The sequence below is a fragment of the Lachnospiraceae bacterium oral taxon 096 genome (assembly GCA_018141845.1).
In the GTDB taxonomy this organism is placed as follows: domain Bacteria; phylum Bacillota; class Clostridia; order Lachnospirales; family Lachnospiraceae; genus F0428.
In genome coordinates this window covers 1429639-1446119 of sequence record CP073340.1, presented here as the reverse complement: position 1 = coordinate 1446119, position 16481 = coordinate 1429639, and the positions used below count along the sequence as shown (strand labels likewise).

Sequence of the window (16481 nt, the reverse complement as noted above, 5' to 3'; positions counted from 1 at the left end):
AAATTACAATAAAGCCTCACTCTGTGCAATCTCCTGACGCATCGCCTCTTCTCCTGGTGCTCCCACTGTGACTCGCTTTTCTACACAATGCTTCATGCCAATGGCCTCGTAAATATCTTCCTCAAATACTGGACTAATGGCCTTAAATTCTGCTAGGGTAAAATCATCGAGTGCCTTATGGTTTTCAATACCATAGAGAACCAACTGCCCCACGATGCCATGAGCATCTCGAAAAGGAACGCCCTTTCCCACAAGATAATCTGCTGCATCAGTGGCATTGGTAAATCCACCCTTTGCTGATGCTTCCATTCTTTGATGATTAAATTTCATTGTCGAAAGCATTCCACTCATCAGGCGAATACAGCCTTGAACTGTGTCCATTGCATCAAAGCTCAATTCTTTGTCCTCTTGCATATCCTTATTATAAGCTAGTGGAATTCCCTTCATTGTGGTCAAGAGGCTTGTCAGTGCACCGTAGACACGCCCTGTCTTTCCTCGAATCAATTCTGCAATATCTGGATTTTTTTTCTGCGGCATAATGGATGAACCTGTAGAATAGGTATCATCCATGTCGACAAAGCGATATTCATCTGTGTTCCAGATAATAATCTCCTCACTCAACCTTGAAAGGTGCATGGCCACAATAGAAAAATCGCTCAAAAGCTCAAGCAAATAGTCACGGTCACTCACCGAATCCATACTGTTTCTTGTCGGTCCATCAAAATCTAAAAGTTTTGCTGTCAACTCTCTGTCCAGTGGATAGGTCGTTCCTGCAAATGCACCTGCACCGAGAGGGCATAAATTCATTCGCTTTCTGCAATCTCTCAATCGATCTCTATCTCGCAAAAACATCTCAAAGTAAGCACCAAGATGATGGGCCAATGTCGTTGGCTGAGCTTTTTGCAAATGGGTAAATCCAGGCATGACGGTGTGAACATTTTCCTTCATCAAAGTTAAAATCTCACCAAGAAGTACAGTCAATAACTCCTGTGTCTCATCCAAGACATCCCTTGTATATAATTTCATATCGAGAGCCACTTGATCATTTCTGCTGCGACCTGTGTGCAATCGCTTTCCTGCATCTCCAATTCTTTGAATCAAATTTGATTCTACAAAGGAATGAATGTCCTCTGCATCTTGTGCAAATGTGAGTTTTCCCTCATCAATATCTTTTTCAATTGACTTCAATCCCTCAACAATGCAATCCCTATCACTCTCTGTCAATATTCCCTGCTTTGCAAGCATCATCACATGGGCAATACTGCCTCGGATATCTTGATGATAAAAGCGATGATCAAAGGAAAGTGATTCATTAAACTGAAACACCAATTGATCTGTCTCTTTTGTAAATCTTCCACCCCAAAGTTTCATAACGATCTCCTATAGTACTATTTCTGTGCATTTTCTTGTAATACTTCTTGATGGTTCTCTTCTTTTGTATCGAGTACTTTCTTTCTTCGATTAAAGAAAACCGCAATCAAAACCAAAACCAAAATACTTCCACCACTAATGACCATACCAGGGTAAAGTCCATGTGGTGTAAATTTCATTTTAATCTCATGCTTACCTTCTGTCAAATCCAATGCAAGGAAAGTATCTAGCCCCTTCCTCGGTTTTGTCTTTACACCGTCGACATAGACCGTCCAGCCCTCATCATAAGGAATTGAGGTCATCAATACCTCTTCTGGACCTGCGTCCACTGTTCCCTCCACAGTTCTTGAATCATAATGTGTCACTGTAAATGGACTAATATTGAGCATATCATAGGCTTCTTTTAATGCCTTATAATCAAAGCGATAGGCACTGGCATCCATCTCCTTATTGTCATCATTTCTGACAGAATAGGTGATGCCCTTATCGACATAGCCAAGGTCAATAAAATACCCTCGATCTACATTTTCAAATGTCTGGTCAATGTTGTCCTTTGAACTCTTTACCTTGACTGTTTTGATGCTAGAATCATTGATATACACATAATATCTGCCCTTTTCGGAGGTTGTAAAAGTATAGGTTGAACCATCCTTTTCTCCTTCTTCCTCCAAAAGTACTGGACTCGTGCCAATAATCTGTGTCAAATTATTCTGCACATCCGCAGGCGAGCGAAATGTCCTGTCCCAACTGGTCTCAAATCCTGGCCCAACCAAGTAACCAATCGGCAGAGTATAGGGATTTTCATACAAATAGATATTATTGCTATGTGTCACATACTCGACATTTGGGTCGTTGCTCTCCCCTGTATAAATGCCATATTTCACTGCATAGAGCATATCCACCAGTGGCGTACTTCCTGTGATGGAATAGGCATTGGTGGAAGCTTCCGTTCCCATCTCCTTAGAAAAATCGCTCAATGCAGCCCTTGCCGTCGAAGAAAATAGAGATACTGAGTGGAAATTCATCCACGCTCCATCATCCTTTGTCTTTCTTGTCACCTTTTCAAAGCGATAGAAGGTATCATTTGGCAAGTCCTTTAGCACCTTGGCCACATCGGCATTGTCGTCCTTATAATCTTTTCTGCTGACCGTTGTCACACTCGTCAGCCCTGTATTGGCTGTCATCTCTACACTTAGAATGACCAAGGTAGCAATAATTAAGGCATTGACATTGATTCTCTTTTTCTTCCACAAATACAAGAGCAAAGCATAGATGGCAATTAGAATCAATGATGCATAGTATACTCCAAAGCCAAAATGCTTTTGCTCCACCGTTTTTTGTGCCAATAAGATAAATCCTAAGCTTCCCACTGTCGCCATACCAAGCTCTTTAAGTGTATTTGCCCGAAACCTGTCATAAGCCCGAAACGCCATAAAGAGCACAAGGAAAATATAGATAAAACTTTGGCGTGCCGGCAAAGAATTCGGATAATGAAAGCCATGCCAGATATAATTGAGCACATCAATGGCAAAACTTGCAAGGAAAAAGAGAGACATCGTAAAGTATACCGCCTTTTCCTTGAGCGAAATCTTTTTATTCATCAAGTAAAGCAAAATAAATAAGTAAATTCCCACACCACAATAAATATTTGGCCAATGGTCAAGTCCAATTTCTGTCTCCACCCCTGGCATATGTCTGGCCACCATATCAATAATGGAAAAATAGGCGACATAGACTTGTGGGAAATTAAAGGTTCCCGATGCCGTTGCCTTTAGTGCAAAAATTTCTGGCAATAATACCATTGCCGAAATTCCTCCTGCCAGCAGAGAAAAAAAGCCAAATTGCAAAACCGCAATAAAAAAGTCTTTCTTGCTCGTCACACCACGCATTACCAAAAGTGCCACAAAGTAAAAAATCAAAAACATACAAATCATAATGGAGATGTAGTAATTGGATGTGATGGAAAGACCAAGACATATTGCATACATCAATCCTTTTTTCTTATTGACTAACCGCTCCAATCCCAGTGCAATCAATGGCAAAAGAATAATGCAATCCAACCACATAATATTCCAGCTATATGCAGCCATATAGCCAGAAAGTGCATAGCCAATGCCAAAAAATGCTGTTCCCATGCCCTCTTTCTTACTATGCTTTTGTAAGTAATAGGTCATCGCAAGTCCTGAAAGACCGATTTTAATCACAATCATATAGGTCATAAACTCGATAACTAAAGACTTTGGACAGAGCACAATCAACCAATTGAGTGGGCTCGCAAGGTAATAAGCATAGAGTGCAGAGAAATTGACCCCCATACCAATGTCCCAGCTATAAAGCAAACTCTGTCCATGCTTTAATTTATATTGAAACTCTGAGAAAAACGGAGCATATTGATGGTACATATCCGTTCTCAAAAAACTATTGTCGCCAAATGGAAAGATTTGTCTTTGCACAAAAATTAAAATCATAATGGCAACAGGTATAAAAAACGCCGCCAATAAAGCATCCGCTCTTTTAAACCAAGACTCGCTTTTCATAAATCACTCCTTCTATTTTTTAAATACAAACCATTTACTGAAAAAATAATTCAGTATGACGACCAAAACAGAAAGAATTGCCTTGGCCAAGACATCATAAAGATGTAACCCAGAAACAAAAAGCCACATTCCTGCTACATTCATAGCTCCTGTCAAAAGCCTTGCTCCAGTAAATACAATAAACTCCCATAAAATCGTCGAAAACGACATATCATGGCTCTGAAACACAATGCGCTTATTGGTCACAAACGCAAAAACAACAGCAGCAATCCAGCTAAGAACTGTACATGCCAGATAATTGACATTCATAGCCTTAAAAGCCATATAGACTGCCCAATCAACAATTGTCGTCAATACGCCAAAAATCAAGTAACTGATTGTTTCACGATTTACATATTTTTTCCAATCCATTCCTATCTATCCTCTTGTATCAATTTCTCTGCACCATCAGAATAGCGCATCGAATAGTCGTCCATCACATAGATGGCATAGGTATCTGGAATTTGATTGACCAGTGCAATTCCCTTATCTACCCCGAGCGAAAAGCACACTGTGCTCAATGCATCGGCATCCACAGATTTTTTAGTAATAATGCTCACCTGAACAATACCATTGTCATAGGGAAATCCTGTCTTTGGGTCGAGGATATGGTGATAATTTTTTCCATCAATAATAAAGTGGCGCTCATACACGCCTGAACTAACTACCGATAAATCACTGACTTTTACTGCACCGATGGTCTCCTGTCGATCAGCAAATGGTCTTTGTAAGCCAATCGTAAAATCACTACCATCTGGCTTTTTTCCAATACAAAGTACATTTCCCCCGAGATTAATAATTGCTGAGTGCACACCCTCTTTTTCTAAATAGTCCTTCAGTCTATCTGCAATATAGCCCTTGGCAATGGCCCCAAGGTCAATCTGTGTATCGGGGCTATCAAAATGAATCTCATTTCCATTGACATGAACTTTTTTATAATCTACCTTGGCTAAATCTTTATCCACATCTTCCTTTCTTGGAAGTTCGGGGTCATCAGATTTAAAATCCCAATACTTTCTCAATGGTTGCACGGTGATATCAAATGCACCATCTGATTTCTTACAATATTCTAGTGCTGTCTGTATACAATTAGCTAGGTCATCGCTAACTTTTACGACCTGCTCACTTGGATCTCTATGATTTAACGCATACAATTGCGCTCCCTCTTTGTCAGACGAAAACACATCTTCAAAATCATTGCACATCTTGATGGCACCATCTAAGGCTTTCTGCTTTGTTGGGTCATAGATGCGAATTGTCACAAAAGTATCCAGTGCAAATACAGATTCTTCAATCGGTTCTTTACTTTTTTCACCTGAACACGAAGTCAGCGCAACCACCATAAAGATGGCTGCGCAGACAATGGGAACAACTTTTGATTTAATTATCTGAGGAATAATTTGGGGCCTCCTTTGTAATCTGAATATCATGTGGATGGCTCTCTCTAAGTGCCGCAGAAGTAATCTTTACAAACTTTGAGGTCTCTTGAAGCGTTGGAATATCCTTTGCTCCACAATAGCCCATACCTGCACGCAATCCACCAATCAACTGGAATACTGTATCTTCAACCAATCCCTTATAAGCCACGCGACCTTCTACGCCCTCTGGCACCAATTTCTTCGCATCAGCCTGGAAGTAACGGTCCTTACTTCCACTTTCCATTGCAGAAATTGATCCCATTCCACGATATACCTTGTATTTTCTTCCTTGGAATAGCTCAAAAGCTCCTGGTGCCTCATCACAACCTGCAAATAAGGATCCCATCATACATACACTTCCGCCTGCTGCCAATGCCTTTGTCACATCGCCAGAATACTTAATACCTCCATCGGCAATAATTGGAACACCATAGGTTCTTGCAACCTCAAAGCAGCTCATGATTGCACTAATCTGTGGCACACCAATACCTGCAACTACACGAGTTGTACAAATCGATCCTGGTCCAATGCCGACCTTGACACAATCCGCTCCAGCCTCAATCAATGCCTTTGTCGCCTCACCTGTTGCCACATTTCCTGCAATGACCTGCAAATTTGGATACTTTTCTTTAATCATCTTTACACAACGAATGACATTTTGTGAATGCCCATGAGCACTGTCGAGCACAACGACATCGACATTGGCCTTAACTAGGGCATCACAGCGCTCCAATACATTGGCCGTAATTCCAAGGGCTGCACCACAGAGCAGTCTTCCCATACTGTCCTTTGCTGAACTTGGATACTTAATCTGCTTTTCAATGTCCTTAATTGTAATCAATCCCTTTAAGTTATAGTCCTTGTCGACAATTGGGAGCTTCTCCACTCTTGCTGCTGCCAAAATCTTCTTTGCCTCATCCAGTGTCGTGCCCTCCAGCGCTGTAACAAGCTTGTCCTTTGTCATTACTTCACTGATCTTTTTGGTAAAGTCCTCTTCAAACTTTAAGTCTCGATTCGTAATAATACCCACAAGTTTTTTTCCAACTGTGATTGGAACACCTGAAATTCTAAACTTTGCCATTAAATCATCCGCATCTTTTAATGTGTGGTCTGGAGAAAGGAAAAATGGATCTGTAATAACGCCATTTTCTGACCTCTTTACCTTGTCCACCTCCTCAGCCTGCTGATCAATCGACATATTCTTGTGAATAATACCAATACCGCCCTGTCTAGCCATGGCAATGGCCATGCGATGCTCTGTAACCGTATCCATACCTGCACTCATAAATGGAATATTTAATTTGATTTTCTTTGTCAAATAAGTGGAAATGTCGACTTGATTTCCAATCACCTCTGAATATGCTGGTTGCAAGAGCACATCGTCAAAAGTAATGCCTTCACCAATAATTGTTGCCATTTTTATTATCCTCCTTCAATCTTTACTATCTCATTTTTTCAAAAAGTGCCACTGCCTCACAATTTGCTGTAAATGGAAACATATCCACAGCACAAGCTTTCTTTAGATGATATCCACCCTCCTTTAAAACCAAAATATCTCTTGCCAAAGAACTTGGTTTACAGGAAATATAGACAATCCGTTCTGCCTGATACTCCATAATTTTGGGAAGAGCCTTGGGATGGATTCCTTCTCTTGGAGGATCTAGGACAATGATATCTGGTCGGGTCTGTAAGTCATCAATCACTTTGAGCACATCTCCAGCAATAAATGTGCAATTGTCAATGCCATTTTTTTTGGCATTTTCTCTTGCCGCCCTCACAGCCTCCTCAACAATCTCCACACCATAGACTTCTTGTGCCACCCCGGCCAAAAGCTGTGCAATTGTCCCTGTTCCGCTATATAAGTCAAATACGGCCTTGCCCTGAGTGTCTCCAATATATCTTCCAGCCACTTGATAGAGCAATTCTGCTCCCAAGGAATTTGTCTGAAAAAATGAAAATGGTGTAATCTTAAAATCAAGTCCGAGCAAATTTTCTGTAATAAAATCCTGCCCATACAATATGCTCGTTCCCTGGTCAATGACAGCATCTGCATAGGAATTATTCACTGTATGCAAAATGCCTGCAATTCTCCCTTCTATCTTACCATCGTCTTCTAGCTTTCGTACCACATCCTTCCATTCTTTAATAATTTTTTTCGCCTCTTCATCAATAGGTGGTATATACTCTTCTCTATTTGGATCTTCGATTTTTCCAAAGCTTGTTGTTGTAATCAAATCGACTAAAATTTCTCCACTCTTTGCTGATCTTCGAATCAACAAATGCCGCAAGAAGCCACTGTGTGTCAATTTATGTAAATAGGGTATACCAGCTTCTGCAAAAAATGCAAGTGTTGCCCTCAAAATGACATTAAAATCCATATGTACAATTTGACAACTATCACTTGTCACAATATCATAGTGGCTTCCTCTCTTGTGCATTCCCAGGGCCAATGGTCCATCCTTATAGCTATCACCAAAGGAAAATTCCATCTTATTTCGATATCCCTCTACTGCTGGGCTTGCTTGTATTCCTTCCCAGATAAATTCCTCATCTTTTAGAAGTCTTTTTAATTGCTCCTCTTTGATATCCAGTTGATGTTGGTATCCCACACTTTGGTACAGACAACCGCCACAAATTCCTGCAAAATTACATAAATTTTCTCTGTCTTCTACACTTGATGGTTCAAGGACACGAAGAACTCTTCCCTGTGCTTCCCCTGCCCTCTTTTTGGTAATACAATATTCCACCTTCTGTCCACCAATGGCATGTTTGATCGCCACTCTTCCATCTTCTCGCTCAATATACCCCTTATCAGGAAATACTGTATCTCCCACTAAACCAATTGAGATCTCTCCCTTTTTCATACTTTCTCCAAATCCAAATAAATATAGAAAAATCCGTAAGTCTTATATTCATAAGCATTACGGACTTTATCCTCAATCTTTGTAGACGAGAAGATTAGTTTTCTTCCTCGTCTGCAAAATAATCATCATCAAAATCGTCATCAAAATCATCTTCGAAATCTTCAAGATAATCTGGAGTAAAGAATTTATAAACAGCATAAGCAATACCTGCAACAGCTGCAATTGCACCAACAATAGCCAGCACCCAAAGAATTGTATTCTTCTTCTTTTCATCGTCTTGCTTCTTTGTCAATAAATCATTCAACTTTGCAGCATTCATCAGATCTTCCACTTTTGAAAGTGCATCTTTTCCTACATTTTCAAATCTTCCCATAATCATCGTCCTTTCACTATACACGATATAGTTTTATGCTCATCATATAAGCGTGTCTACATAATATCATATTTTAATCAGCTTTGCAAATCCTGCCATCATCTTCTTTATGCCAAATTGATCAAATTCTACTGTAATTGTATAATCTCGCTCGCCATCTTCAATCGTAAGAACTGTGCCCTCTCCAAACTTCATGTGTTTTACTCGATCTCCTATGATATACTCCAGATGCTCTGCCTTTTCAATTTTAAATTCTTTTCCAAAACTTGGTTTTGTCGATGGTCGAGCAATGTGAGAAACACTGTGTAAGATTGGTGGCTCTTTTTTCTTTACTTCCTGATGTTTTCGTTCCAAAAGATGTTGCTCAATGAGTTGATTGGGAATTTCTTTGGCAAATCGAGAAAGTTGGAAAAATCTTGTTTCTCCATTCACCATTCGCATTCTCGCTGCTGTCAAGCAAAGTTTTTTCTTTGCCCTTGTAATCCCCACATAGCAAAGTCTTCTCTCTTCTTCCAAATCCTTTCTATCCTCTGAGGCAATGCTTCGAATCCCAGGAAATAGGCCATCTTCCATCCCTGTCAGATAGACATAGGGAAATTCTAGCCCCTTGGCCGCATGCAAAGTCATTAAGGTCACCCGCTTTTCATTCTCATCCATTCGATCGACATCGGCAATTAATGCCACATCTTCAAGAAATTGGGATAAATCTGTGTAATCTGCCGCCTTGTTTATCAATTCCTCTATATTTTCCCACCTGGCCTGTGCCTCAATCTCTCCCTCTTGACTTAAATATTCCTTGTAACCAGTCAACACAATCAACCGCTCAATAAGTGTAGAAATTTTTCCTGTTTCTTGTCGAATCTGTTCAATTAAAGAAGAAAATGCCTGAAACTTTTCTGCTGCCTTTCCCATTCCAGCAATCTGAGATACTTCCCTGATCGCCTCATAGAGACTGAGTCCATTGGCACTGGCAAAAGCACTGACTTTTTGAATGCTGGCATTGCCAATCCCTCGCTTTGGCACATTCATAATTCTTAAGAGTGCTATATCATCACTTCCATTGGCCACCGTCTTTAAATAGGCCAAAATATCCTTGATCTCTTTTCTCTGATAGAAATTGACCCCCCCAACCAATTGATAGGGAACCCCCAGTGTGACACATCTTTCCTCCAAAAGTCTAGATTGTGCATTGGTTCGATAGAGAATAGCAAAATCATTATAATTTCCTTCCCTGGCATTTGCCTTAATTTCTCGAATAATTTGATTTGCTTCCTCTACTGCATTCTCATATTGTTCAATACGAATTTTTGCTCCCTCTTCCTTCTGTGTCCAGAGCTTTTTTTGTCTTCGCACGAGATTATTTTGGATCACTCCATTAGCTGCTGCCAAAATATTTCCATCCGAACGATAATTTTGCTCCAACTTAATGACTTGAGTGTGAGGAAAGAGTCGATCAAAATTTAAAATATTTTCGATATTTGCCCCTCTAAAGCCATAGATACTCTGATCATCATCGCCCACCACACAAATATTCCGATATTTGTCTGCGAGCAGAGAAATTAAGCGAAATTGGGCTGTATTGGTATCCTGATACTCATCCACCATAATATAGCGAAAGCGTTCTTGATACTTGTCCAATATATCAGGATGCTTTTCAAATAGTTCCACAGTCTTTCCAATTAAATCATCAAAGTCAAGAGCATTATTTTGGTGCAATGCCTTTTGATATGCCTCATAGATATCAGCCACCTTCTTTTCCATATACCCTGTGGCATTTTGTCTAAACTCCTCGTAGCCAATTAATTCATTTTTTGCAGCAGAAATCAAACTCAAGGCATTTCGCTCCTTAATTTGCTTTGTATCAATGCCCAGTTCCTTGCATACCTTCTTGATCAATGTCTTTTGATCATCGGTATCATAAATTGAAAAATCATTGCTATAATTTAACCGTTCAATTTCTCTTCGCAAAATACGAACACAGCTTGAATGAAAAGTCATCACCCAAACATATTGGGCATCTAAACCAACTAATTTGTCCACACGCTCTCTCATCTCTTTTGCTGCCTTATTCGTAAATGTAATCGCCATAATCTGATAAGGATTGATATGCCTTTCTTCTATTAAATAGGCAATTCTGTGCATCAATACTCTAGTCTTTCCTGAGCCAGCACCAGCAAGAATTAAAAGCGGCCCCTCTGTACAAAAAACCGCCTCTTTCTGGCGGTCATTTAAATGATTATCAATTGCGTTCATTCTCTTCACCCTTGATGCGCTCAAACACCAAATCATAGCCATCATTTCCATAATTGAGCGAGCGATTCACTCTACTAATGGTTGCCGTGGAAGCCCCCGTCCGTTCTGCAATCTCTAAATAGGTCTTCCTTTCCCTCAACATTTTCGCCACCTCATATCGCTGTGACAATGACAATAGCTCATTGACTGTACACACATCCTCAAAAAAAGTATAACATTCTTCTTCATTTCTCAGTGTCAAAATTGCTTGAAACAGATGATCCACTGCTTCTGTTTTAATCTTTTTATTCATAAAGAAAAATCCTTTCCGTCTTCTATTTATTGTTATTCGATTTTAGCACAGTAAAATTTTAAAGTAAAGTACAATAGTTGTCTTTCCATAGAATATGGTTTATAATGGTGTACAAAACATAATGAATTTGGAGGAGAAAATGTCTAACTACGGTTACATCTCAGGTATGGGTGGCGGTGGTCGCCGCGGGGGACGAAATCGCAAACCCAGTATCTGGAAAAAAATTTTAATTCTCATCATCATTTTAGCCATAGTTTGTGGTGGTGCCTATGCAGGATTTCGCTACTTGCGTGCAAGGGGATTATCTATTTCTCAATTTGCACAAAATATTGGAAAACCTGCTCAGACAACAGCTGCACCAGAAACTACTGCTGCACCAAGTATTGATGATTACCTCGCTCGTGCCTCTGCACTCGCAGCAAGTTACGACTACGATGGGGCCATTTCCCTATTGAGTGATCCAAGTATTGCTTCCGACGAAAAGGTCAGCACAGCGATCAACGAGTATCAAACCATCAAGGCCAGCCTCGTTCGCCAAGATGTCAAAACTTGCCCTCATGTCTTTTTCCACACCTTGATTTGGGATGCCACAAAGGCATTTGATGGAGACTCAAAGGCTGCTGGTTACAATGAGGTAATGACGACCATCAACGAATTTAATAAGATTTTACAAAATTTATATGATCGTGGCTATGTTCTCGTTCGCATTCATGATCTTGCACACGAAGAGGACGACCCTGCAACAGGAACAAAACATATGGTAGAGGGAAACATTCTTCTTCCACCAGGAAAGAAGCCAATTGTTATGTCTCAGGATGATGTTTGCTACTATGAATATATGACTGGAGATGGATTTGCCAATCGTCTGGTCATTGGCGATGATGGAAAGCCAACAACAGAAATGGATATGCCTGATGGAACAAAACAAAGAGGTAATTTCGACTTGATTCCAATTCTTGACCAATTTGTCAAGGAACATCCTGATTTCTCCTACAAGGGAGCAAAGGCGATTATCGCTGTCACAGGTTACAATGGTGTATTTGGATATCGAACAGATGCCTCCTATCAGGGCAAGAATCCAAACATTGAAGCAGATAAAGAAACGGTCAAAAAGATTGCTCAGGCACTCAAAGACGACGGCTATGAGCTTGCTTCTCACAGTTGGGGACATCGCCATCTCGGTAGCATTCCTTATCAAGATTTTGTCACGGATACAGATAAATGGGATCAAAATGTGGCTTCTCTCATTGGACCAACCGACATCATCCTCTATCCATTTGGAACAGATATTGCCGACTGGCATCCATATAAAGACGACAATCCTCGCTATATCTACTTAAGGGATAAGGGATTCCGCTACTTCTGTACTGTAGATTCCTCAAAGTATTGGGTACAAATTAATGGGGATGTCTTCCGTCAGGGACGCAGAAACTTAGACGGCTACAGAATGTGGAGAGATATCAACGAACCAAATAATCAAAAATTGAGCGACTTGTTCAATGCATCTGAAGTATTTGACCCTGTTCGCCCAACACCAGTTGGCGAGATTCGTTCCTAAAAATTGTTGGAATTAACTTGACAACTTTGAAACCTTATGATATCCTTTATAAGGTTTCATGCTGACATGGCACAGGAGGTAGCGCACCTCATTGGTAGTGAGGAGGTCACGGGTTCAACTCCCGTTGTCAGCTTACCTATTAGGGGCTGTTTTTGACAGCCCCTTTTGTGTACTTAAACATCAAAAAAGGAGGGGCTAAGCCCCTCCTCTTTCATTTTATTCCTTTCCATCCAATTCCTCAAAGTTTGCACGCAATGCCTCACAGGATGCATCAAACTTTTCCTTTTCTTCCTTAGTCAAAGAAATTTCCAAAATCTTTTGAATACCATTTTGATTGATAATACATGGCACGCCGACAAATACACCACTCTGTCCATATTCTCCACGAAGATTTGCAGACACCGTAAATACAGAGCACTCATCTCCAAGGATGGCCTTTGTAATTCGATTCAAGCTCATTCCAATGCCATAATAGGTTGCTCTCTTCGCCTCAATAATTCGATAAGCTGCCGTTCTTACATCTTCCTCAATACTAGCCAAATGCTCCTGATTAAATGCACCATTAGATTCCTCCAGTATAGAAAGAACCGACTTTGTCGACACCATCGCATTGCTCCAAGGAATAAATTCGGAATCTCCATGCTCACCGATAACATAAGCGTGAACATTTCTTGGATCCACATGCATATAGTTACCTAATAGGTAGCGAAGTCTTGCGGAATCGAGAGCTGTACCTGATCCCAAGACTCTTCTTGGATTAAATCCGGAGAGATCACAAGTAATCTTTGTCATAATGTCCACAGGATTGGTTGCCACAAGGAAAATGCCATTAAAACCGCTCTCTGTAATTGGTTCAATAATGGACTTAAATACAATCGTATTTCTCTTTAGCAAATCTCTTCTTGACTCACCTGGCTTTTGAGCCACACCTGCCGAAATAACCACAACATCTGCATCCTTGCAATCCATGTACTCGCCAGCCCAAATGCGCATATGTGAATTTGAAAACGCCAAACCATGATTTAAATCCATGGCCTCTCCAATGGCTCTCTTCTTATCTACATCGATGAGGACAAGCTCATCACAAGTATTTTGATTTAACATGGCATAAGCATAGCTCATACCAACCATTCCACAACCTACCAGCACAACTCTTCTCTTATCTGTCTTCATAATCTTCTCCTATTTCTTTATTAACATCCTCTGGCGAACGATCTCGTACGCAAGCACGCCTGTCGCCACAGAAGCATTGAGCGAATCGATATTTCCTCTCATTGGGATGGAAGTAATAAAGTCACATTTTTTCTTTACCAATTCACTCACCCCATTTCCCTCATTGCCAATCACAAGACCGATTGGACCTGTCAAATTCTGTCGATACATCACCTCCCCTTCCATATCTGCACATACAAACCAAAGACCTTCTTTTCTTAATTCCTCAATCGTCCTTGAAATATTCGTCACCTTGGCCACAGGGGTGTAATTGAGTGCACCTGCCGATGTTCTCGCCACCGATGCCGTCAGTCCAACTGCTCTGTGTTTTGGAATAATCACCCCATGTGCACCTGCCAAATTTGCTGTCCGGATCATCGCCCCCAAATTATAGGGATCTTCTATTCCATCCAAAATAAAAATAAAGGGATCCTCTCTTCGTTCTCTTGCCACCTGCAAGATATCTTCCACACTCGCATAGGCATAGGCTGCTGCAATGGCAATCATTCCCTGATGTTTCTTTGTCTCACTCATTGCATCGAGACGATCCTTTGACACAAAGGAAACTTGTGCCTCTTTCTTCTTTGCTTCCCTGAGCACTGTCTGCACAGCGGCATCCTTTAAGCCATCCTGAATGTAGAGCTTATCTATGGTTCTCCCAGAGCGAAATGCCTCAATAATCGCATTTCTCCCTTCAATTAGATTTTCATTCGCTACCACTAACTTCTCCCTTCACTTCATTCATTTTCTTCCACGCCAGATCAACTAATTCCACAGCTCGAGAAAAATTCCCTGACAAATATAAATATCCCATCAACGCCTCAAATCCTGTTGCATGGCGATAATCGGTCATACTCGCATTTTTGGCCATCGTGTGTGAATTTGCATTTCTTCCCCTGCGATACACTGATAGCTCCCCTGCCATTAAATCATCACAAACAAGCTTAACCATCTTGGCCTGTGTTGCCGCCTTGACAAGGTTTGCACTGTCTTTGTGCATCTTATTCACTTGTCGATTTCCCTGAAAGACCACATAAGTTCGAACAATGAACTCATATACGCCATCTCCAATATAGGCAAGAACCAGTGGGGATAGCTGAGTCACATCCATGTCAGGAAGAGAAAATGTTTCTACAATTTTACTTAAGCTCTCCTCCACTTTACACCCTCTCTCGTGTCTTCCAAAATAATTCCCATCTCAATGAGTTGATCACGAATTTCATCTGCACGTGCAAAGTTTTTCTCTTTTCTTGCCGCCTGACGCATCTCAATCAATTTCTCCACTTCGGCATCTAAGTCTTCCTTCTTTCTCTGTGTGATGATGCCCAAAATATCACAGAGGGAAGAAATCATCTCTTTCAGCTTTTCAAGATATGCCCTTGCACTTTCTGATGAAGCTGTGGAATTTGAAAGTTTGACCAATTCAAAAATTGCACTGATAGCATCGGCCGTATTAAAATCGTCATCCATTGCCTCGTCAAAATTTTTCGCATATTGCTCTGCCCTAGTCAGATTTTCCTCCTCCTCGGCTGTCAATGAGCGATTTTGTGCATGTTCTATGGCCTCATTTAGGCGGTCAACTGCCGTTAAAATACGCTCAAGGGCATTTTTTGAACTCTCCATTAACTCTGCCGAGAAATTGAGTGGGCTTCGGTAATGTGCACTCAACATAAAAAAGCGGAGTACCTGCAAATCATAGTTCTTTGCAATATCTCGCACTGTGCGGAAGTTTCCCAGTGACTTGCTCATCTTCTTGTTATCAATATTTAAAAATGCATTGTGCATCCAGTAATTGGCAAAGCTCTTTCCACTGGCCGACTCCGACTGTGCAATCTCATTCTCATGATGTGGGAAAATCAAATCCTCTCCTCCACCATGAATGTCAATCTGCTCTCCAAGGTATTTCTTGCTCATCACAGAACACTCAATATGCCAGCCTGGTCTTCCCTTGCTCCAAGGTGACTCCCAATAGGGCTCTCCCTCTTTTTTGGGCTTCCAAAGAACAAAATCCGAACTATCTTCCTTGTCCTCTTCTCCAGTCACCTTAATCTCTCGAAAACCAGATTGCAATTCATCCATATTTTTGTGAGAGAGCTTTCCATAGTCCTTAAAACTCTTTGTTCTAAAATAGACCGTTCCATCCTTGCTGACATAGGCATTGTTCTTATCAATCAATGTCTGAATCATCTCTTCCATACCATCAATTTCTTCTGTTGCCAATGGGTTTTTGGTCGCAGGCATAATATTCATATCTGCCATATCCTTCTTACATTCTGCAATATAGCGAGTAGAAATTTTTGCTGCATCAACGCCCTCTTCCTTTGCCTTACGAATAATCTTGTCATCCACATCAGTAAAATTGGAGACATAGTTGACCTCATATCCCTTGTGCAAAAAGTATCTTCGAACTGTATCAAAGAGAATCATTGGTCTTGCATTTCCAATATGAATTAAATTATAAACTGTCGGTCCGCAGACATACATTCTCACCTTTCCCGGCTCAATTGGTACAAACTCTTCCTTTGTTCTTGTCAATGTATTAAAGATTTTCAAAATCTTATCCT

General features: G+C 40.7%; 14 protein-coding genes and 1 tRNA gene. 2 read left to right on the top strand and 13 right to left on the bottom strand.

Translation table 11 applies throughout. From position 1 onward, the window contains the following. Positions 1-3 precede the first annotated feature (3 nt). From argH to J5A74_07160, 9 genes are all read right to left on the bottom strand, one after another. Entirely contained in the window at positions 4-1371 is a 1368-nt protein-coding gene (gene argH / locus J5A74_07200; protein QUI95176.1) for an argininosuccinate lyase, read from the bottom strand. 17 nt (positions 1372-1388) lie between these two features. After that, on the bottom strand, positions 1389-3908 hold the full coding sequence (locus J5A74_07195) for a YfhO family protein (protein QUI95175.1): 2520 nt from the start codon (positions 3906-3908) through the stop codon (positions 1389-1391). Between the two features lie 12 nt (positions 3909-3920). Further along, positions 3921-4319 carry a GtrA family protein gene (locus tag J5A74_07190; protein QUI95174.1) on the bottom strand — a complete coding sequence of 133 codons (399 nt, stop codon included), beginning with the start codon at positions 4317-4319 and terminating at the stop codon, positions 3921-3923. A 2-nt stretch (positions 4320-4321) separates the two neighbouring features. Continuing rightward, on the bottom strand, positions 4322-5377 hold the full coding sequence (locus tag J5A74_07185; GenBank protein ID QUI95173.1) for an FAD:protein FMN transferase: 1056 nt from the start codon (positions 5375-5377) through the stop codon (positions 4322-4324). After that, the gene (gene guaB / locus J5A74_07180; GenBank protein QUI95172.1) at positions 5328-6782 is read right to left on the bottom strand and encodes an IMP dehydrogenase; all 1455 of its coding nucleotides are present in this window, start codon (positions 6780-6782) and stop codon (positions 5328-5330) included. Before guaB ends, J5A74_07185 begins: the two co-directional genes overlap by 50 nt. 25 nt (positions 6783-6807) lie before the next feature. Further along, positions 6808-8229: a 23S rRNA (uracil(1939)-C(5))-methyltransferase RlmD gene (gene rlmD / locus J5A74_07175; GenBank protein QUI95171.1), complete on the bottom strand. Its 1422-nt coding sequence runs from the start codon at positions 8227-8229 to the stop codon at positions 6808-6810. Positions 8230-8323: 94 nt separating this feature from the next. After that, complete coding sequence (locus J5A74_07170; GenBank protein QUI95170.1) at positions 8324-8602, bottom strand: DUF4366 domain-containing protein; 279 nt, start codon at positions 8600-8602, stop codon at positions 8324-8326. Positions 8603-8668: 66 nt separating this feature from the next. Further along, complete coding sequence (locus J5A74_07165) at positions 8669-10855, bottom strand: UvrD-helicase domain-containing protein (GenBank protein QUI95169.1); 2187 nt, start codon at positions 10853-10855, stop codon at positions 8669-8671. Then, positions 10842-11147, bottom strand: a complete 306-nt coding sequence (locus tag J5A74_07160; protein ID QUI95168.1) for a TrpR YerC/YecD — start codon at positions 11145-11147, stop codon at positions 10842-10844. The genes J5A74_07165 and J5A74_07160 overlap by 14 nt, the downstream gene beginning before the upstream one ends. A gap of 139 nt (positions 11148-11286) precedes the next feature. Here J5A74_07160 and J5A74_07155 point away from each other — a divergent pair, with 139 nt between their 5' ends. Together J5A74_07155 and J5A74_07150 are read left to right on the top strand one after the other, a co-directional pair. Continuing rightward, entirely contained in the window at positions 11287-12705 is a 1419-nt protein-coding gene (locus J5A74_07155) for a polysaccharide deacetylase (protein QUI95167.1), read from the top strand. 60 nt (positions 12706-12765) lie between these two features. Continuing rightward, positions 12766-12838: transfer RNA gene (locus J5A74_07150), tRNA-Thr, on the top strand. An 83-nt stretch (positions 12839-12921) separates the two neighbouring features. Here J5A74_07150 and J5A74_07145 read toward each other — a convergent pair. From J5A74_07145 to cysS, 4 genes are read right to left on the bottom strand one after another with little or no spacing between them, the layout of a single operon-like run. Then, positions 12922-13878, bottom strand: a complete 957-nt coding sequence (locus J5A74_07145; protein ID QUI95166.1) for an L-lactate dehydrogenase — start codon at positions 13876-13878, stop codon at positions 12922-12924. A 9-nt stretch (positions 13879-13887) separates the two neighbouring features. Then, positions 13888-14637: a 23S rRNA (guanosine(2251)-2'-O)-methyltransferase RlmB gene (gene rlmB, locus J5A74_07140; GenBank protein QUI95165.1), complete on the bottom strand. Its 750-nt coding sequence runs from the start codon at positions 14635-14637 to the stop codon at positions 13888-13890. Then, positions 14624-15076 (bottom strand): ribonuclease III, encoded by a 453-nt coding sequence (locus J5A74_07135; GenBank protein QUI95164.1) that lies wholly within the window; start codon positions 15074-15076, stop codon positions 14624-14626. Before J5A74_07135 ends, rlmB begins: the two co-directional genes overlap by 14 nt. Beyond that, complete coding sequence (gene cysS / locus J5A74_07130) at positions 15061-16470, bottom strand: cysteine--tRNA ligase (GenBank protein ID QUI95163.1); 1410 nt, start codon at positions 16468-16470, stop codon at positions 15061-15063. The genes J5A74_07135 and cysS overlap by 16 nt, the downstream gene beginning before the upstream one ends. Between the last annotated feature and the right edge of the window lie 11 nt (positions 16471-16481).

Coding starts and splice junctions, on each gene's coding strand:
- argH (QUI95176.1), bottom strand. CDS start 1,371: ATGAAACTTTGGGGTGGAAGATTTACAAAAGAGACAGATCAATTGGTG.
- J5A74_07195 (QUI95175.1), bottom strand. CDS start 3,908: ATGAAAAGCGAGTCTTGGTTTAAAAGAGCGGATGCTTTATTGGCGGCG.
- J5A74_07190 (QUI95174.1), bottom strand. CDS start 4,319: ATGGATTGGAAAAAATATGTAAATCGTGAAACAATCAGTTACTTGATT.
- J5A74_07185 (QUI95173.1), bottom strand. CDS start 5,377: ATGATATTCAGATTACAAAGGAGGCCCCAAATTATTCCTCAGATAATT.
- guaB (QUI95172.1), bottom strand. CDS start 6,782: ATGGCAACAATTATTGGTGAAGGCATTACTTTTGACGATGTGCTCTTG.
- rlmD (QUI95171.1), bottom strand. CDS start 8,229: ATGAAAAAGGGAGAGATCTCAATTGGTTTAGTGGGAGATACAGTATTT.
- J5A74_07170 (QUI95170.1), bottom strand. CDS start 8,602: ATGGGAAGATTTGAAAATGTAGGAAAAGATGCACTTTCAAAAGTGGAA.
- J5A74_07165 (QUI95169.1), bottom strand. CDS start 10,855: ATGAACGCAATTGATAATCATTTAAATGACCGCCAGAAAGAGGCGGTT.
- J5A74_07160 (QUI95168.1), bottom strand. CDS start 11,147: ATGAATAAAAAGATTAAAACAGAAGCAGTGGATCATCTGTTTCAAGCA.
- J5A74_07155 (QUI95167.1), top strand. CDS start 11,287: ATGTCTAACTACGGTTACATCTCAGGTATGGGTGGCGGTGGTCGCCGC.
- J5A74_07145 (QUI95166.1), bottom strand. CDS start 13,878: ATGAAGACAGATAAGAGAAGAGTTGTGCTGGTAGGTTGTGGAATGGTT.